18 protein-coding genes and 1 tRNA gene are annotated in these 19,692 nt (G+C 37.5%); 13 read left to right on the forward strand and 6 right to left on the reverse strand.

Features of this window, described 5'->3' with window-relative positions:
- Positions 1-44: 44 nt before the first annotated feature.
- The 4 genes from AC2SLT_RS04010 (at position 45) to AC2SLT_RS04025 (ending at position 7,885) form a co-directional block, all read left to right on the forward strand.
- Entirely contained in the window at positions 45-3,071 is a 3,027-nt protein-coding gene (locus AC2SLT_RS04010) for a type I restriction endonuclease subunit R (RefSeq protein WP_486546356.1), read from the forward strand.
- Positions 3,072-3,095: 24 nt separating this feature from the next.
- Positions 3,096-4,628 carry a DUF4145 domain-containing protein gene (locus AC2SLT_RS04015; protein ID WP_486546357.1) on the forward strand — a complete coding sequence of 511 codons (1,533 nt, stop codon included), beginning with the start codon at positions 3,096-3,098 and terminating at the stop codon, positions 4,626-4,628.
- Positions 4,629-4,774: 146 nt separating this feature from the next.
- Positions 4,775-5,719: a hypothetical protein gene (locus AC2SLT_RS04020; protein ID WP_486546358.1), complete on the forward strand. Its 945-nt coding sequence runs from the start codon at positions 4,775-4,777 to the stop codon at positions 5,717-5,719.
- Between the two features lie 69 nt (positions 5,720-5,788).
- Complete coding sequence (locus AC2SLT_RS04025; RefSeq protein ID WP_486546359.1) at positions 5,789-7,885, forward strand: GmrSD restriction endonuclease domain-containing protein; 2,097 nt, start codon at positions 5,789-5,791, stop codon at positions 7,883-7,885.
- 133 nt (positions 7,886-8,018) lie between these two features.
- On the opposite strand, the gene AC2SLT_RS04030 is transcribed toward AC2SLT_RS04025, so the two are convergent.
- The 5 genes from AC2SLT_RS04030 to AC2SLT_RS04050 all read right to left on the reverse strand — a co-directional run bounded on the left by AC2SLT_RS04030 (position 8,019) and on the right by AC2SLT_RS04050 (position 10,804).
- Positions 8,019-8,579: a hypothetical protein gene (locus AC2SLT_RS04030; RefSeq protein ID WP_486546360.1), complete on the reverse strand. Its 561-nt coding sequence runs from the start codon at positions 8,577-8,579 to the stop codon at positions 8,019-8,021.
- A 162-nt stretch (positions 8,580-8,741) separates the two neighbouring features.
- Positions 8,742-9,062 (reverse strand): hypothetical protein, encoded by a 321-nt coding sequence (locus AC2SLT_RS04035; protein WP_486546361.1) that lies wholly within the window; start codon positions 9,060-9,062, stop codon positions 8,742-8,744.
- 14 nt (positions 9,063-9,076) lie between these two features.
- The gene (locus AC2SLT_RS04040; RefSeq protein WP_486546362.1) at positions 9,077-9,373 is read right to left on the reverse strand and encodes a hypothetical protein; all 297 of its coding nucleotides are present in this window, start codon (positions 9,371-9,373) and stop codon (positions 9,077-9,079) included.
- Complete coding sequence (locus tag AC2SLT_RS04045) at positions 9,360-10,577, reverse strand: Arm DNA-binding domain-containing protein (RefSeq protein ID WP_486546363.1); 1,218 nt, start codon at positions 10,575-10,577, stop codon at positions 9,360-9,362. The genes AC2SLT_RS04040 and AC2SLT_RS04045 overlap by 14 nt, the downstream gene beginning before the upstream one ends.
- Before the next feature lie 11 nt (positions 10,578-10,588).
- Entirely contained in the window at positions 10,589-10,804 is a 216-nt protein-coding gene (locus AC2SLT_RS04050; RefSeq protein ID WP_486546364.1) for a hypothetical protein, read from the reverse strand.
- Positions 10,805-10,954: 150 nt separating this feature from the next.
- Here AC2SLT_RS04050 and AC2SLT_RS04055 point away from each other — a divergent pair, with 150 nt between their 5' ends.
- Positions 10,955-11,176: a helix-turn-helix domain-containing protein gene (locus AC2SLT_RS04055; RefSeq protein ID WP_486546365.1), complete on the forward strand. Its 222-nt coding sequence runs from the start codon at positions 10,955-10,957 to the stop codon at positions 11,174-11,176.
- A 232-nt stretch (positions 11,177-11,408) separates the two neighbouring features.
- Here the strand turns inward: AC2SLT_RS04055 and AC2SLT_RS04060 are convergent.
- A tRNA-Val gene (locus AC2SLT_RS04060) sits at positions 11,409-11,485 on the reverse strand.
- A 387-nt stretch (positions 11,486-11,872) separates the two neighbouring features.
- On the opposite strand from AC2SLT_RS04060, the gene AC2SLT_RS04065 reads away from it, so the two are divergent.
- From AC2SLT_RS04065 to AC2SLT_RS04100, 8 genes are all read left to right on the forward strand, one after another.
- Positions 11,873-13,213: a short-chain fatty acid transporter gene (locus AC2SLT_RS04065; protein ID WP_486546366.1), complete on the forward strand. Its 1,341-nt coding sequence runs from the start codon at positions 11,873-11,875 to the stop codon at positions 13,211-13,213.
- Between the two features lie 308 nt (positions 13,214-13,521).
- Complete coding sequence (locus AC2SLT_RS04070) at positions 13,522-14,223, forward strand: CoA transferase subunit A (RefSeq protein WP_486546367.1); 702 nt, start codon at positions 13,522-13,524, stop codon at positions 14,221-14,223.
- 174 nt (positions 14,224-14,397) lie between these two features.
- The gene (locus AC2SLT_RS04075; protein WP_486546368.1) at positions 14,398-15,042 is read left to right on the forward strand and encodes a CoA transferase subunit B; all 645 of its coding nucleotides are present in this window, start codon (positions 14,398-14,400) and stop codon (positions 15,040-15,042) included.
- A 133-nt stretch (positions 15,043-15,175) separates the two neighbouring features.
- A complete protein-coding gene (locus tag AC2SLT_RS04080; RefSeq protein ID WP_486546369.1) occupies positions 15,176-15,298 on the forward strand; it encodes a hypothetical protein in 123 nt (40 codons plus the stop codon).
- Between the two features lie 61 nt (positions 15,299-15,359).
- Positions 15,360-16,160 carry a 3-hydroxybutyrate dehydrogenase gene (locus AC2SLT_RS04085; protein WP_486546581.1) on the forward strand — a complete coding sequence of 267 codons (801 nt, stop codon included), beginning with the start codon at positions 15,360-15,362 and terminating at the stop codon, positions 16,158-16,160.
- 296 nt (positions 16,161-16,456) lie between these two features.
- Positions 16,457-17,737, forward strand: coding sequence for an iron-sulfur cluster carrier protein ApbC (gene apbC, locus AC2SLT_RS04090; protein ID WP_486546370.1), 1,281 nt, complete (start codon positions 16,457-16,459; stop codon positions 17,735-17,737).
- A 314-nt stretch (positions 17,738-18,051) separates the two neighbouring features.
- Positions 18,052-18,627, forward strand: coding sequence for a dCTP deaminase (gene dcd, locus AC2SLT_RS04095; RefSeq protein WP_486546371.1), 576 nt, complete (start codon positions 18,052-18,054; stop codon positions 18,625-18,627).
- Positions 18,628-19,002: 375 nt separating this feature from the next.
- Positions 19,003-19,683: an NADH-quinone oxidoreductase subunit A gene (locus AC2SLT_RS04100; protein ID WP_486546372.1), complete on the forward strand. Its 681-nt coding sequence runs from the start codon at positions 19,003-19,005 to the stop codon at positions 19,681-19,683.
- Positions 19,684-19,692: the final 9 nt, after the last annotated feature.

Here is a 19,692-nt window from a genome sequence, read left to right on the forward strand (position 1 = left end):
TTTATTACTTAATAACTATAAAGGAATAAGGGTGAGGGATAGATATGAATATTGGATTCACTCAATATACTGAAATAGAGTTAGAAGAGCATATTGAAGCTCGTATGATAGCGAGCGGATATATACAAGGTAACCCTGCCAACTTTGATAAGCAGTTTGCTATTGATAAAGAGCTATTTTGGGGCTTTTTAAAGGATACCCAACAAGAGGAGCTTGATAAAGTTATCAGGTTCCATCCTGCTGACTGGAAGCAGTTTATCCTGCAACAACTAGATCGTAAGATCAAAAGAAACGGGGTGCTAAGCATCCTGAAAAAAGGGCTACAAGTAGATGATGCCTCGTTTCAATTCTTGTACCCATTACCTTTAGCTAGTAGTGGTGAAAGAGTACAATTAAATTATAAAAATAACCGCTTCAGTGTCACACGCCAAGTTCATTACTCCAGCGTTGATCCAAATAAATCGATTGATATGGTGCTGTTTATAAACGGGCTAGCCATTGTAACGATGGAGCTAAAGAGTACGCATAAGAGCCAGACAGCACGCTTTAATGCGCTAAAACAATATCAGGAAGATCGCGATCCTAAAGAGACGCTGTTTAACTTTGCTCGATGTGCGGTTCATTTTGCCTTGGATAACCAAGAAGCTTATATGACCACTAAGCTTGCAGGTAAAAAAACGCATTTCTTACCGTTTAACAAAGGTAATAATGGCGGTAGTGGTAACCCGATTAATCCAAATGGGTTTAAGACAGCCTATGTCTGGGAAGAGGTGTTGGCTAAAGATAGCTTAGTCAACTTGCTCAGTCACTTTGTGCGACTGGGCTGTGATGATCCAGATATTAAAAAGCCTCGTTTAGAAGATATGACGCTTTATTTCCCACGTTATCATCAAATGAATGTAGTCAGACGCTTGGTATCAGATGTTGAAAAAAATGGGGCAGGTAAGCGTTATCTTATTCAGCATTCAGCAGGGTCAGGTAAGTCTAACTCAATTACTTGGTTAGGGTATCAACTCATAGAGACTTATCCACAAAGCTCTGATGATGACAATATTTATGATGTCGCTAAACCTATCTTTGATTCAGTTATTGTCGTTACTGATCGCCGATTATTAGACAAGCAAATCAGAGATAATATTAAACAGTTTAATGAAGTCAAAGGTATTGTCGCTCATGCTGAGAAATCGCGCGACTTAAGAGAAGCAATGGAGACGGGTAAAAAGATTATCATTACGACGATCCAGAAGTTCCCCGTAATCGTTGATGATATGAGCGATATGTCAGATAAGAAGTTTGCCGTCCTCATAGATGAAGCACATAGCTCGCAAAGTGGATCTTCTGCAGATGACTTAAATAGAGCAATAGGTGTTGGTTCTGATGAAGAAGAGGATGAGGATTATGAAGATACCACTCAAGACAAGATCATCAAAGCAATTGAAGCAAGAAAAATGCGAGGTAATGCCAGCTATTTTGCATTTACTGCTACGCCTAAGAATATCACTTTAGAAAAGTTTGGTATTCAACAGCCAGACGGTAGCTTTGAACCTTTTGACCTATACTCAATGAAACAGGCTATTCAAGAAGGGTTTATTCTTGATGTATTAAGTAACTATACGACTTTCAAATCTTACTACGAAATTCAAAAAACCATTAGTGACGATCCACGTTTTGATGTTAATAAAGCTCAAAAAGCACTTAAAGCTTATGTTGAGCAGAGTGAACATACCGTCAGTATTAAAGCTGAGATTATGTTAGATCACTTTATGACCAATGTAGTAGCCAAAAAGCGATTAAAAGGTCATGCAAAAGGCATGGTTGTGACTCAAAACATTGAAATGGCTATCAGATACTATCAAGCCTTATCTAAGATATTAGATAAAAAAAATAATCCTTTTAAGATACTCATCGCATTTTCAGGTACTAAAAAAGTGGATGGTATTGAATATACAGAACGCTCGATCAATGGCTTTGAAGAATCTAAAACCAAAAAGAAGTTTGATAACGATGAATATAGACTATTAGTTGTTGCCAATAAGTACCTAACAGGATTTGATCAACCGAAGCTTGCAGCTATGTATGTTGATAAGAAGTTGAGGGATGTTTTAGCTGTTCAAGCTTTATCACGATTAAATCGCTCTGCTAATAAGTATGGTAAAAAGACAGAGGACTTGTTCGTTTTGGACTTTTATAACGAAGCGTCGGATATACAAGCTTCCTTTGATAAGTACTACACAACAACCACTTTAAGCGAAGCAACAAACGTCAATGTCCTTCATGAAATTAAAGACAACTTAGATGACTATGGGGTCTATGAAATACATGAGGTAAAAGAATATGCAGAGCTCTTCTTTAATAATGCCTCTATGGAAGTATTAGAGCCTAAGACCGATGTGTTTGCTCATAGATTCAACGAGGAGTTGGGTTTATCTGATGATGAAAAAATCGAATTCAAGATGCAAGCCAAACAGTTTGTTAAGGTATATGGTCGTATAGCTGCCATAATGCCGTTTAACATGCCTGATTGGGAGCGACTGTATTGGACTCTGAAGCCTCTTATACCAAAGCTAAATGTTAAGGATACTAAAGAGCAAGATACGATTGATGAGCTATTAGAGTCTGTGAACTTAAATACCTATGCGATAGAACGAACTCAGCTTGGTCAAAAGTTAACCTTGTCTGGTGAAAATGGTGAGCTAGAGGGTACAAATACTAATCCGATTACCATTCATAATCCAGAAGTGGAGGAAGATGAGCTTACCAAGATTATTGAACGTTTCAATGATCGTTGGTTTAAGGACTGGCATTTAACGCCAGAAGAACAGAGATATAAGTTCGTGGAGCTCGCTAAACGTGTTACTGAACATGCTGACTTCGAGCATAAGTATTTGAATACCAATGATGAGCACCATAAAGCTTTGGAATTTACTAAGATAGTCAAAGAAATTGTGATTGAAGATCGCCGCAAAGAAATCGACTTTTATAAGAAGTTTGTTCAGGACGAAAACTTCCAGCTCACGTTCTTAGATAGTTTAAGGCGTATGGTTGATAAAGGCTTAGCTAATAAACATTAAGTTAATGCATATGGATCTATTTCAATGGATATTTATAAGTTAATAGAGAGTAGACTTTTATTTCATGAAGGGCTTCTTGATTCTAAAGGTAATGATTTTGATTATACTGAGTTATCTTTAGACACTATCTCAATGGAAACTGGAATAATTCAGATAAAAGAAAGACTCAATAGGAGTTCTTCATCTGAAACGCTTATACGTGAAATCATTTGTTCCGAATGGTATATAGCCGGTATATTTGATTTGTCAGCCTTACTAAGCCCTTTTAGTGCTATACAGTGCTATTTTTATTATCTAAAGCGAGAGAAGCCTGATAAGGTTGTATTTTCAATTTATGAGTCGGATAGGTGTTATACAGGAAAGTTTAATTCTAAGAATGATTTAAACGAAGTTATTAAAAACCGTCGTATCACTGAAGAATACAAGAAATATTTAGATGCAATTAATTTAGTAATCAACAAGGGTGATTTAAAGCTTATTGACACAAAATTAGGTGATTATTTCTTTGAGCATCCATATGAGATACTTAATTTAAATCGTCTATGTATAGATTATTATAAACCTGAGTTGATAGAAAATAGAAGAAAGTTAGAAGAAGAAAACACAAAGACATTACAAGAACTGGCAGATATTATCACTCCAAAAACTATTAAAGAAAGAAAGGGTAAATTTGCGAAAAACTTAAAGACCATTGAAGATAGTGATAGTTATAGAGAAGGCAATGCAACAGATGTATTAGTTCAGCCCAATGACATTATAATACCTAAGCTTAATTATTCAGAGCTTGTACTGGTTAGTAATAACTTTCAAGGTGAAGTTTACGCCTCACATAATTGGTATATTATTCGGCCTAAATCTTATGAAATCACTGCTGAATACTTAATTTTGTTTATGATGAGTGATACTGCTCAAAAATATTTTGAGCAGTATAGTCGTAGCACAGTATTATCAAAAATTTTGACTAAAAAAGATCTGCTTCAACTTCCAATCATTATACCTACTAAACAGGTGCTAAAGCGTGCATCTAGTATCTATGAATCTTTATATCTCACAAAACAGCCAAGCCATATTGAAATAATTAACGAGCAGTTGTTTAACACAGAAGTGCCTGAGCAAGCAGTTCAAAAAGAGTTGATTGAGGAGTTGCTGGCTAGAATTAAGAGTTCAAAGCTTGAATTGATCCAAGAGATAATTGAAGATGATCTAAATGAAGTTGATAAATGCTTCCAAGTTGAAGCTTTTAAAAGCGTTGTGGTGCTATCAGGCTCAATACTTGAGGCTATATTACTCGACTGGCTATCAGAAGTGAGTAGAATTAATTATCTAACTTCAAAAGAAACCATAGATTTATTTAATGTAATTGAAAAGTTGAATCGAGAGAAATACTTATCAGCCTATCTGAAAGATGCAGCTCATAAAATTAGACAGCAGAGAAATTTGGTGCATCCTAAGCTTTACATGAAATCCAAAGATCAACTTAATAAGCAGGTTGCTTCTGAAGTGTTGACTGACTTAAGGAAGATTTTGTCCAAGCGACTCGGAGAGTACAAAAAGTAAGTTAAAAGCATTTGAAATTGTGTTCAATGATTTTAGGATAAAACAAATATTATTTATTATTAGTATTATAAAGTATTTAAATTCACAAAAGATAACTTACATACTTTGATATTTTTAAAAACTTTGCGTTTCCCAAGAAGGCTTATATGATTTCATATATAAAATTAGATGAAAGGCTTAATTTTTATAAACGTACTTTAGAGCATCTTTTCAATGATAATATAGACTTGCCTGAGCAACTAAATATTATTCAAAAATATAGATTACCTAGTACTTTAGCATCTATAGTCAGTCATTTAAGCTCTTTAAACTATAAAGATGATGAAACTGAATTACGATTTAAGAGAATACAAATATTAAAGTTTTCTTTAGAGGATGAAGGCTTTTTTGATTCATGGGATAGTATTTTAATTTTAGCTTACATTAGCTATATTGAATTTAGCTTACTTAAATTAGGTCACACCTCGGATAGATATCGTAGAAATAATGGTTCTATAGTATTAGATCGCCCTGAAGTAAAGAATATTCTTGAACAGATTGAACAAATTGCTTATGAAATAAATAATAGTCTAAGTTATTTAATAAGTGATTTAAGTTTTGAAAGGAGTCAACGGCAATCGGATAGTGAAACATTAGATGAGGTTTCAGACAAGTTTTCAGATTTTTTGAACAGCTATATTTGGGATTGCTATGATGATGAAGAAGGAGAAAGATTACGAGGTGAAATTATCAAAAATATGATTCATTTATATAAATCTCTTGATCCTATAGATGGTGAACAGTTTAATAATATGTATGAAAACTTGGGCTATATTAAATATCATGGGCAAGACCATGGCCTTTATCAAATGACTCAGGATCAGATTCGTAGAGAGTTATGGGAAGAGATATCTACCTTAGAATTCAAGCAAAAAGTTTCATTAGTCGACGAGATGAGTTTGGATCAAATTACTGATGATATTAGTATTTATGATTTCGAAGATTTGGATGAGTTTAAAGATAAAGCTTTGAATAGTGATATTATTGATGAGATTTTAGAGGATTTACATAAGGAGTTTATGAAAGAGGTTCCTGAGTATTTTCCAGACTGAAATTAAGCGTCTTCAAGATTATTTTGTCATCAAAAATTAAGTTTTAATAGAAATAAAGGTAAGTATAAATTGAAAGCAACTGAAGCTAAATTACTTGATTTTTTAAATAAATCACCTCAATTCGTAATTCCTATTTATCAACGTACATATTCATGGACCGAAAAGCAATGTCAGCAGTTATGGGATGATATTATTCGTGCTGGAAGTAATGAAGAAATAGGAGCTCATTTTATAGGTTCAGTTGTATATATTGAAAAAGGCCTATATCAAGTTTCTAGTCAATCTCCCCTTCTAGTAATTGATGGTCAACAGCGCATAACGACAGCTATGTTATTACTAGAAGCATTAGCAAGACAACTAGGTGACTCTCAGCCGGTTGATGGGTTTTCAGCAAAAAAAATACGTCATTACTATTTGCTTAATCCCCTTGAGGAAGAAGAAAGAGGTTATAAGTTAATACTAACTGATACAGACAAAGATAGTTTATTAGCGCTTGTTAATCAAAAGCCTTTACCTGAAAACTATTCGAACCGTATTAAAGATAACTTCAATTTTTTTTATAAGAAGCTTTCTAAACTAGAAGGTGACTTAGAAGGAGTATGCCGAGGGCTAGCGAAGCTTATTATAGTGGATATTGCATTAAATCGAGAGCAGGATAACCCTCAGCTGATATTTGAAAGTATGAACTCAACCGGTAAGGCATTAAGTCAGGCTGACTTAATTCGAAATTATATTCTAATGGGATTAGAACCTGAGCATCAAAAAAGACTCTATCTTGATCACTGGAGACCAATGGAGGTTGAGTTTGGACAAAAAGGCTATAGCGAACATTTTGATAGTTTCATGAGACACTATTTAACTGTTAAAACTGGAGAGATTCCTAAAATAAACAATGTGTATGATGCATTCAAACAACACGCATTAAATGTTGAATCGACTGGATCAGGTATTGATAGCTTAGTTGCAGATATTAATACTTTTGCAAAATACTATTGCGCAATAGCTCTAGGTAAAGAAGTTGATAATGAACTTTCTGAAGCGTTTAAAGATTTTAGAGAGTTAAAAGTAGATGTAGCATATCCGATTTTACTTGAACTATATCATGACTATAGTGAAAATATTTTAAATAAATATGATTTTTATGAAGTTATGCGATTAATCGAAGCTTATGTTTTTAGACGTGCTGTTTGTTCTATACCTACTAACTCATTAAATAAAACCTTTGCTACATTTAATAAATCGATTGATAAAGACAATTATTTAGAAAGCGTACAGGCACATCTGATTAATTTGAAAACTTATAAGCGTTTTCCAAGTGATGATGAGTTCAAAAGAGACTTAATCACTCGGGACTTATATAACTTTAGAAATCGTACCTATTGGCTGAGAAGGCTTGAAAACTTTAATCGTAAGGAGCGGGTACCAGTAAATGAATATACAATTGAACATATAATGCCTCAAAATGAGAATTTATCGAATCAATGGAGGAATGAGTTGGGTTCTGAATGGGAGAGAGTACATGAGACTTACCTTCATACATTAGGGAACTTAACCTTGACAGGTTATAACTCAGAATATAGTGACCGACCATTTAAAGATAAGCGAGATATGGAAGGTGGGTTTAAATACAGTCCACTTAAAGTTAATGAAGGGCTGCAAACAATTGACTGTTGGAATGAAGAAGCGATTATCAATAGAGCTGAACGGTTAGCTGATACGGCAAGTCAAGTATGGTCTTTCCCATCACTTTCTGATGAAGTGATGATGAAATATCAAGATAAAAGAGAAGTTATAAAAGAATATACTTTAAAAGATTACCGCTATTTAGATGAAGGAACCGCTGTTAGAAATCTTTTTGATAAACTAAGGCAAGAAGTTTTAGCTCTTGACCCAAGTGTCACAGAGGATATATTAAAACTTTACATAGCTTTTAAAGTTGATACTAATTTTGTTGATGTTGTTCCTTTAAAAAATCGCTTAAGACTTAGCATTAATATACCTTACTATGAGATTAATGATCCTAAAGAAATGGCTAGGGATATTTCTAATATTGGAAAATGGGGTAATGGGGATACTGAGGTTGTGTTAAATAATCTATCTGAGTTACCTTACGTGATAGGTCTAATTAGACAGGCATTAGAAAAACAGTTGGGATCAAATACATAGGTTATATTAATCAAATGAAAAATGCGTGATATTCTGCAAAGCTTTTAAAAGCTTTGCTTTGTTCTAAAGTAAGTGTTTAATTGCTTATTGGATTATTTTTTATAATACTCATAACTGATTAGTTTTTAGTTCATCACCATGGGACGTTGGCCGTCACCCTCTGACCATTTATATAGTAGCACATCAATAAACCGATAATTTCAGCAGGTAATATTAGCTCTTTAGTTGTTCCATTTGGATGATTCGTTCTGATGATATCTTCTGAATATGTCTTAGTTTCTATGTTATAGAATCCAAAATGATCACCAATTAAACGTATATCTCTTAACAACTTCCCATGATTCTTATCTACAGCTTTACTAATATCCAGGGTGCTTAATGGCTTCTCAACCATTATCATTAGTGTTATAAACTGCATAACCCGATCGAATAGAGTTACAGAGCTCATCATTTCTTCATAAAATTGATAAGCTTGCTCTTGAGTACATAAGCGTTCAAATAAGGTAAGAGCATGAGCTACCATTTCCGCGATAACAGAGTCGTTCTCTGCAAATTTGATAGCAATAGTTCCCCTTAATAGGGGTAGCATGACCGAGAGGTAGCCCTCAGCATCTTCTACCATACCATCTTTCATATATGGTGCTACATTAGCTTCAGCCTCATTCAATGCTTTTTTATGGTTTTTGATAAACATCTTTTATTGCCCTCTAAATCTTCACTGTATCATTATATAAAAGTAAGGCTGAAGCTGCCATGAGTAATATTTATTTAAAAGATGCTCTAACCAGATGTGTTTCTTATAGTAAAAAACCAGACAACCTAAGCTGTCTGGCTATATAGCGTTAAGAGTGATTAATTATCTATTATGTTGATATTCCTGCCTAGTAGCATACTCACATAGCTCACAGCACCAGTCTACTTTGGAACGCATATAAGGTATATCAGCAGGGATTTGAACAGGACAAATATAGCCACAATATATGCATTGTACATCATCAAGGTAGGCAAAACATTTCCCTACTTCTTTGAACAATTCTTGAACGCTAATGCTATGTTTACGGCAAACGGATTCAACATGCTCTATATAATCAGTATTGCGGTCATATGCCCAGTAGTCTTCGCACATTTTAAGTTCTCGAATACCCTGATTTATGTTAGGTTGAAGCTTTAAACTCATACTAAACTCCTCACTTAATAGCCATAACCAGGATTGGTGAATAAGTCTCGTAATTCACATTCTAACCGAGCCCGCATCTCCTCCATCACGACTGACCCTGTTGGATCATTATCTAACTTACCTTGTACCCACACACGTATCGCCATATGGTTATTAAAGCATGTATCAATATTAAGGAATCTAGCTAAACCGTTGCCTGCTTGAATGCAGTTATCACGTATTAATGCGTTCGCAATACTATCTGCCTCAGCACTAATATGTCCTAGAGGTTTGTAGTCAGCTAATAATGCTTCATAATCAATCGTTTTCATTGTTAACCTCCTTGTCGATATTAGTATTGCTCTTATCAAACTGCGCTTGACTACGGTTAACCAAGGCTTCAAAAGCACTACCATCCTGACGGGTCATGTTAGGTACATAGCGACTGTATGTATTAAATAGCATCTTAGTGGTTGAGTGACCCATTTGGTATGCAATCCATTCTGGGCTCTCACCTGCTGCTAGCCACAATGTGGCAGCCGTATGACGTGTCTGATAGGCATTTCTTTTCTTTAAACCAAGAGCTTTAAGAGTAGGGTGCCAAACTCGTTTGTTAACATTGTTATAGTCAAAAGGCTCACCAGTATGTGAACAAAACACATAGTCAGATTTGACAAATGTGACCTTGTGTTGCTCTTTCAGTGCATCATAAACCAATTGAGACATTTGTATTGCTCTATAAGACTCTTGAGTTTTTGGCGGTACTATTTTGCCTTTGACTAAAGCCTGATTAATAACAATCTCTCTTCGATTAAAATCAATACTATCCCAAGTTAGACCGTCGATTTCACTGGTACGCATACCTGTAAAAAAGCGTACAAGGTAATAATTGCGATAATCTTGTCTTACACCATTGATAAACTTCCAAACCTCATCAAGTGTGAAAGGCGCTATATCTACTTTAGGCTCTTTTAATGATTTGATATCCTCATAAGGGTTATCAAACTTGTAGCGTTTTGCCGCTTCTTTTAGTATCATACCTAAAGGTACCATTATCGAATTGATGCGTGCCGCTGACAGATGTTTGTTAGCTTTTCCGTAAGTCACTTTGGCGAGGGATGAACGGAAAGCTAATACATCTGTCTTTTTTATAAGATGTAAAGGTTTAGATCCAAAAGCGGGTATTAAATATAACCTTAATGTATCGGCTATCTTATTACGATACGTCTCACGCCATTCAATCTCCTTTTCTTGGGTAAATTGCATAGCAAATTCTTTGAATAATGGCACATCGGTTTGAATGGATGTTTTACGGTCATTCAATGCCATCATTTCTTCCGCTTTATCACTTTTTGGAAAATAGGCCGCATAGTTAAACGTTCCTAAGGTGATTTCAGCTTCCATTCTTTCTACTATTTTATGTAACTTTCTACGGTTGGCTGGATTATCGACTAAGTTAGTAGTTTCTCTACAACGTATGCCCATGTAGCGGAAATCGACTACCAGTTTTTTATATCTAGTTCTAATGCTAGCCATTATGCCTCTCCTTATTGAATCGCCATTGCATTAATGCTGCCTGTTATACCAGTACGCATATCTTTTTCAATTTCTTCCCAGACATAAAGGATCTTTCTACCACCAAATGGTCTGATGTAGTGAATGCCTTCAATTAAAACGCTATCTTTAAGTTCGTTACGGATTGTACGCGGGGTATACTTAATACGCTCAGAAAGCTCTTGGGTTGTTAGGTAAGTTTGTGACATAATAGTCTCCATGTAGGTTAATAAAATAATTTTAGCATTTGATTGAACTGTATAGTACTTCTATAGAATAACTTAGTTATTCGATAGAAGTACTATACAAGTATATTTAGTTCGATGCAAGTACTTTTTAGTCCAATAAAGGAATTTTTTATGATTATTTGTAACTTGCCTGTTTTATTGGCAGAGCGAAGAATGAAGGTTGCTGATTTGATCAGAATCACAGGCATAAGCAAATCTACTATGCACAAGATTTATAATGAGCAAACGTCAAGAATTGATTTTGAAACGATGGACAAAATTTGTGAAGCATTAGATATAGGCGTAGGTGATCTATTTACTTATGAACCAAATGAGATAGATGAAGAAGACTAATAAGTATTAAACCAAGTTTAAGGTAGAGGTCAAAAATTAGGAATGTTCAGTTAATGATATTTAATGCGAGTCACGTTTTGGTCACTATTTGGTCACCGATGGTTTTTCAGGAAAAAAATAAGTTATAAAATTGTGATGTTAAATGAATTAAAAATGAGAGTATAGAGGGCTGAACCTCATATACTACAAGCACAAAAAAACCCCAATCATTAAGATTGGGGTTTTAAATATTTGGTAGGCGTAACTAGATTCGAACTAGCGACCTCTACCATGTCAAGGTAGCGCTCTAACCAACTGAGCTATACGCCTATTGAGGTGAGGTATTTTAGCAAAATTATACGGTATTGCAAGCCTTTTTATTGATAAATATAATAATTATAGGCAACTGACTTGAAATAGCAGTAAATACGTCAGTTGTCACTCACTAAATTATACTTTTTCAATAATTCAAATGGCATGACTGATTGCCGGTACTATAATTTGGTCATTTACGATACCATAGACATTCAAACACTCATAATACCTTTTCTACAAATTAACGTATTCTTCTTAGTCTCGGTTAGGCTCACTAAACCTACTATTGATAGCGTTTGATTTTTTGCATTTGGACTAGTCTTTTCGATAGGTTAATTTCTAGATTTGGTGTAACTTTACAGTTTGATGGACCAAACATTTCGTTCTAACAAGGATGTTATTATGTTTCAATTTATCACGAATGCCAGTGTACAACTGGTCAATCGCTATTTACCCTCACCTTTCGTCTTCTCAATTGTATTAACCTTTATCGCCTTTGCAGCTGGTATATTAATGACTGGCCAAGATGTCCTAACTATGGCGGGTCATTGGGGCAATGGACTGTGGTCTTTACACAGCTTTGCAATGCAAATGGCGCTTATATTGGTTACTGGCTACGCGCTTGCTAATGCGCCTATTGTTCAACGGGTGTTAGACGGCATAGCATCAAAGGTAACTTCACCAACCATGGCCATTATGATCTCAACCCTAGTTGGTCTAACTGGCTCATGGATTAACTGGGGTTTTGGCTTGGTCGTGGGCGCGGTATTTGCAAAGTCTTTAGCCAGAAAAGTACCTAATGTGGATTATCCGCTATTGGTGGCCGCTGCTTATTCAGGATTTGTCATTTGGCATGGCGGCTTTTCCGGATCTATACCTTTGACCCTAAGCACGGGCGGTGAAAATTTGACCACGCTGTCAGGTGGAGTCTTAACAGAAGCGGTGCCCTTGTCGCAAACCATATTTGCCTCTTATAACTTAATCATCTTGGCAGCCTTATTTGTCATATTGCCACTATTAAATCGCTTTATGCATCCCAAAAATCCTACCACGGTAGACCCTGCGTTAATACGGCTTGAAACGTATGAGCTGCCTGAGAGAAATACCCCGGCAAAAAAATTAGACGACAGCCGTATTATAGCGATTGCTTTACTGATATTGGCACTGTTGTATTACATCAATTATGTTAATACTAACGGCTTTGATTTGGGTTTAAATATCGTCATTGGTCTATTCTTATTTATAGGTTTAATGGCACATGGAACGTTGGAGCGCTATTACCGCGCGGTTAAAACTGGGATTATTGGTATCGCAGGTATTGTACTGTTGTTCCCTTTTTATAGCGGTATCATGGGTATCATGACGGGTGCAAATGCTGATGGTATCTCTATCAGCACTCAAGTTACTCAGTTTTTTGTGAATAATGCGTCAGCCGATAGCTTTCCTATCTTAGCCTTCTTAAGTGCCGGACTGGTGAATATTTTCGTACCATCAGGTGGGGGACAATTTGCCGTACAAGGTCCTGTTATGATGCCAGCTGGTGTTGCACTAGGGGTTAGCCCGAGTGTTACGGCGATGGCAATTGCTTGGGGTGATGCTTGGACCAATATGATTCAGCCGTTTTGGGCGTTGCCTTTATTAGGGATCGCAGGGTTAGATGCTAGAGCAATTATGGGCTACTGCTTGATTGTATTAGCCGTCTCAGGGGTCATTATTACCGGTGGGTTTTGGTTATTGGTCTAACTTGCTAATCCATCTTAATAATCAAGCTTAGACGGACTTCTAAGTAAGACTCTATACCTCATTCTCAACTCTTAACCTAGGCTATGGCTTTAGCCTAGCATGTTTGATTAAATATCTTTATATGCTGGGCTAAAAGCACCAGCCTACAGTAAATTTAAATAAGTTGAGAGCGGGGTTATTTATTTAACTACCCATGTAACTATTAACATAAGTATTAAAGTTATGTTTGATAAGTTTTCAACACATGCCATAATTAAAACGACAGGTAAAATATACTCATTCACATTGATTCGAACAGGGAGATAAATATGAGTCAATCAAAAGTTTATGATAGCGCAGCGTCTGCATTAAAGGATATTGTTAAGGACGGCCAAACTTTAGCCATAGGTGGTTTTGGATTGTGCGGAATACCCGAAGCCTTAATAATTGCCTTAAGAGATAGTGGTGCCAAAGAGCTGACTTGTATTAGTAATAACGCTGGCGTCGATGACTTTGGTTTAGGATTACTGCTACAAACCCGTCAAATCAAAAAAATGATTTCATCTTATGTGGGTGAGAACAAAGAGTTTGAACGTCAGTATTTGGGCGGTGAACTGGAAGTCGAGTTGACGCCTCAAGGGACACTAGCCGAGAAGTTGCGGGCAGGAGGTGCCGGTATACCAGCCTTTTATACTGCGACAGGCGTTGGGACGCAAGTGGCCGAAGGCAAAGAAACCCGTGATTTTGAGGGACGAACCTATGTGTTAGAACACTCCCTTACCGCAGATATTGCCCTTGTTAAAGCGCAAAAAGCAGATAAAGCCGGTAATCTAATTTTTAATAAAACTGCCCGTAACTTTAATCCCGACTGTGCGATGGCAGGCAAGATTACGGTGGCAGAAGTGGAAGAGATAGTGGAGATTGGCGAGCTAGATGCTGATGACATTCACTTGCCGGGTATCTTTGTCCAGCGTTTGATTTTAAATACCCATCCTGAAAAGCGTATCGAGAAAGTAACCGTCAAAAAATAGCCAGTTTAAATCAGCAGTCGTTTATATAACTGAGCTTAACTTTACGCTAATTATTAACATTAATCATTTAAGCTAATCATTAATGCAACGCCAATAATTTTGGCAACGCCAACAATTTTCGCACGCTAAATATTAATACGAATATGAAGACTAAAAATAATAAGGAGTAATCTCATGGCATGGACAAGAGAGCAAATGGCCCAACGAGCGGCGCAAGAATTACAAGATGGCTATTATGTCAATCTAGGTATTGGACTTCCCACATTGGTTGCCAATTATATCCCAGAGGGTATGGACGTTTGGTTGCAATCAGAGAATGGTTTATTGGGCATCGGTGAGTTTCCTACGGAAAACAAGGTTGACCCTGATTTGATCAATGCGGGTAAACAAACCGTAACTGCTAAGCCGGGCGCCAGTTTTTTTGGGAGTTCAGATTCCTTTGCCATGATCCGCGGTGGTCATGTCAATTTGGCCATACTTGGGGCGATGGAAGTCTCTGAAACGGGAGATTTAGCCAACTGGATGATACCCGGCAAGATGGTCAAAGGCATGGGCGGTGCGATGGATTTGGTAGCGGGTGTCCAGCGTGTCATTGTGTTGATGGAGCAAATTAATAAACATGGCGAACCAAAAATATTGGCAGAATGTCAGTTGCCTCTGACAGGCAAACAAGTTGTCGATCGTATCATTACCGAAATGGCGGTATTAGATATCACAGATACTGGTGATGGAAAGCGGGGTCTTAAACTGGTGGAGCTTGCAGACGGCGTGAGCTTTGAAGAGCTACAGCGCAACACTCCTGTCACTATTACCCAATAGAATGAGATTCATATAAGTAAGGGAAGTTCACAACATTCTTTAATTTTAACGTTTACTTGAGCTTTTACCTTTACTTGAGCCCTAAAAGGTAGAGCGGTTTAGCCCTGACATGAGCGGTATCCTGACGAGGACAATGGCGATGCAGACTGTGGCTTGTGGCAGTGTCGAGAATACAGCAATGACTCAAGTCACGGTAGTCTGCACGCCATTGACTCGGCAGATACAAGCGGTTGGCAGGATAAGCTACAAACTCTAAGCTATAAAAAGCCTGATGTGTTACAAATACGGCTACTATAACTATAATAAAGGAAGCAGCGATAATGACTCAATTAAATCAGGATTTGAGCGGTAAAGTAGCGTTAGTAACGGGTTCAGCAAGTGGTATTGGACGGGATATTGCTGAGATTTATGCAAAGGCAGGGGCGGCAGTGGGTATCGCTGACATCAGCCTTGACGCCGCGCAAAAGGCAGTCGAAGCGATTGAAGCGGCAGGTGGTAAAGCAATGGCGATTGAGATGGATGTGTCGTCTGAATCAGCGGTCAATGATGGCGTTAAGGCACTGGTCGATCACTTCGGTGGCATTGATATCTTGGTTTCAAATGCTGGTATTCAGATTATTAATCCCATTCATAAGTTAAGCTTTGAGGATTGGAAAAAGATGCAAGCCATCCATTTGGATGGGGCATTTTTAACCACCAAAGCCGCCCTGCAATATATGTACAAAAATGACAAAGTCGGGACGGTTATCTATACCGGTTCGGTGCATTCTCATGAAGCGTCTTTGTATAAAGCGCCTTATGTCACCGCCAAGCATGGATTGTTAGGACTGTGTAGAGTGCTTGCTAAAGAAGGGGCGGAGCATAATGTGCGTGCTCATGTGATTTGTCCAGGCTTTGTAAAAACACCGTTGGTTGAAAAACAGATACCAGAACAGGCAAAAGAAAAAGGGATATCAGAGGAGGAAGTGGTCAATGATATTATGCTGGTTAATACCGTCGATAAGGAGTTTACCACGACCCAAGATATCGCACAATTGGCCTTGTTTTTAGCGGCATTTCCGACGAATGTGTTTACAGGACAGTCTATTGTGGCCAGTCAAGGGTGGTTTATGAATTAAGGACATAGATAAGATTGGTTCAGATCGCTATAAGCGTTCAATTTATTAGAAGGTTGAGTTGTCAGAATTTGTGAGATATGTGACATAAAGTATCACCATTAATGTGGTTTTTTTAAAGTCATAAGTCAGTTACACTAGCCTAAGCAATGTTATACATCAGTGAACAACCTATCCCTGTCATAAATAAAAAGGATGATATTGAAACCTATGCGCCTATTATCTGGATAGGGTGTTATTGATTGGTGTTATAACGATAAGAAATTAGGTCGTCATGTTTTAGGGTAACAAGGGCTATTATGTTTAACTTTATAAAAAAATCAAACCGTCATAACGATAACAACAGCACCATAAATGCTGATTTAGACCAACTAAAAACAACGATTACGCAAGTATTGGCTAAAAGTAGTCATGGCAATCAACAAAATACTCTGACTGATTTTAAGCGTGCTGGCGAGTCGATAACGATTGATTTGCGATTAAGTGCTGACGCAAATCCTGAGGATATCCATAGACAGCTGGGTCAGTCATTGCACCCTTATGGCATTAATGAGGTGAATCTCAATGTTAGTTTGCCACCAAAATCATCTGCAAAAACCATATCTCAGCATGACATGCCAGCGGTCTCCACAAAAGGCTCAGGCAGTAAGCTACCTAAGACCATAGATGCCGCTTCCAAATCCCAAGCTAACCCTCATGCCAGCTCTCAAGCCAGCTCTCAGGCCAAGCCAGAGCCACCGATTACTAAACGAGCACCGACACAAGCAAGCTTGCAGCCGCATCCGCGTATTAAACACATTATCGTTGTGGCTTCGGGTAAAGGCGGCGTTGGCAAATCAACCACTACGGTTAATATTGCTTTAGCGCTACAAAAACTCGGTAATCGTGTGGGTGTATTAGATGCTGATATTTATGGCCCCTCTATGCCTACTATGCTGGGCGTTGAAGGCGTTAAACCACAACTTGAAAACGAGCAGTTTGTACCGATTAACGCACACGGTTTAGCAATGCTGTCTATTGGCAGTCTATTAGATGGTGATAATACGCCCGTCGCATGGCGTGGACCTAAAGCGACGGGTGCCTTGATGCAATTATTTAATCAGACCAATTGGCCGATGCTCGATTATCTTGTGATCGATATGCCACCCGGTACTGGTGATATCCAGCTAACGTTGGCTCAGCGAATACCAGTCACAGGGGCAGTCATTGTCACCACGCCGCAGCATATTGCCTTGATGGATGCGCAGAAGGGTATTGAGATGTTTAACAAAACAAGCATTCCTGTTATTGGGGTGGTTGAAAATATGGCGTTACATACCTGCACTAACTGTGGTCATACCGAAGCCATATTTGGAGAAGGAGGCGGTGATTATATAGCCAAAGAATATCAAGTTCCGCTACTCGGTCAGTTGCCACTAGCGAGTGCCATCCGTGCTCAAGCCGATAAAGGTGAGCCGAGTGTCATCGCCAATAATGGGGCAGGGGACGACTATGCAAGCTTCTATATTGACATTGCTAAAAGAATTGAGGCGAATATCGCCAAGTTTGCCAAAGAACGGGATGATGGACGTATTTTTTAAAAGGTTTAATGATATGTCTTAGCCCTTATCTTTGCTTATATTCTAGTTCTTAGATGATTGTAATGGATGATTAACCCAATTCAATAAACAAGCTATAAATTAGCGAATTAATCTTCTATAATGTTCTAATTTTCAAACATCGTTGAGATGATTTGTATTCATATAAAATAGTCATATTTTAATTTGCTAAAAAACTTTAAACTAGCAGGCACTATTAATTGAAGCACTCGTTATTTCATTGCCACTAGTTTTAATCATCATTAAAAAGATACATTTTTAAACAATAGTTTGAATCTAAATATTAAGGGTATAAAATGTCTATAAAATCTGACCGTTGGATCCGTAAAATGGCTGAAGAGCACGGTATGATCGAACCATTCGAAGCCGGTCAAGTGCGTTTTAATCAGGCAGGTGAAAAGCTGGTCAGTTATGGGACATCAAGCTACGGTTACGATGTACGCTGCGCTCGCGAATTTAAAGTATTTACCAATGTGCATTCTGCTATAGTTGATCCTAAAAACTTTGATGACAATAGCTTCATTGATATTGTTGGTGATGAGTGTATTATCCCTCCCAACTCTTTTGCGTTAGCACGAACGGTTGAGTATTTTAGAATTCCACGTGATGTGTTGACCATCTGCTTAGGTAAGTCAACCTATGCCCGCTGTGGTATAATCGTAAATGTTACCCCGCTAGAGCCGGAGTGGGAAGGACACGTCACTTTAGAGTTTAGTAATACCACTACGTTACCTGCTCGTATTTATGCCGGTGAAGGGGTCGCTCAAATGTTATTCTTCCAAAGTGATGCTGATGATATTTGTGAAACCAGTTATAAAGATCGTGGTGGTAAATATCAAGGTCAAAAAGGGGTCACCTTACCACGTACATAGCTTTGTCATTATGCTCTTAACGCCCTTTAAAATAAAACGTATATTAACCGTTTATCTAAAGAGCGATTTTTCTTAGGAACTATTTATCTTAAGAGCTATTTATCTTAAGAGCTATTTGTCTTGAAAACTATGACTTTGATAGACTCATATAGCATGAGTTGCCTCAAGAAAATTAAAATGTCAATAAAAAGGTTGAGGGGTATAATGCAGAATAATGACCCTCTCATTCAGTTTTAAACTGGCATTTAATGTTTAAAAAAAGTATAGTAACACCTCGATTTTCCAGCCAATGTATCTTATAAAAAAGCTGCTTTTATCATATTAATAGATATTAATATTGCATCAGCGGGTACTAGCCAGTGAGGAGATTTATAAATGACATCCGCCTTTAATTGGTCAGCGTTAGCCTTCATCTTGGCTGCTATTGGTTTGGTGATATTTATGTTAGCCGTCCCACGCCTATTAGGGGGACGCTCGCAAGGTACAGAAAAAGAAGAAGTATTTGAATCGGGCGTTGTCGGAGCTGGCAATGCCCGAATTCGTTTGTCTGCAAAATTCTACTTAGTGGCTATTTTCTTTGTCATTTTCGATCTTGAAGCCCTTTATTTATATGCCTATTCGGTCTCTGTTAGAGAAGTTGGTTGGATTGGGTTTGCCACGGCAGCCGTGTTTATCGGTATTTTATTCGTGGGCTTAGTTTATGAGCTTAGCGTCGGTGCTATGAATTGGGCACCTTCTGATAAACGCCGTAAAAAAGAGCGATTAACACAAGCGCCAGCTGGGTTTAATCTGGCCAGTATTACTAAATTTGACGGCATTGACGAGTTGCACACTGACCCTACCGGTAAAGTACCGGCTCAATCATCGGGTCAAGTTAATGTATCAAATGATATCGAAGTCAACAAACGCCAACTTGCTAAAATTGATCACAATATCAATATTTCTGGTAATGTGACGACGGTCGATTTTGCTAATGATTCGGCAGGCTTACCCTCTGACAACCATTCTTACAAATTATCAAAACAATCATCTACCCATAATAAATCGTCATCTTAAGGGTTAAAT

The organism is Psychrobacter sp. CX18 (assembly GCF_057396215.1).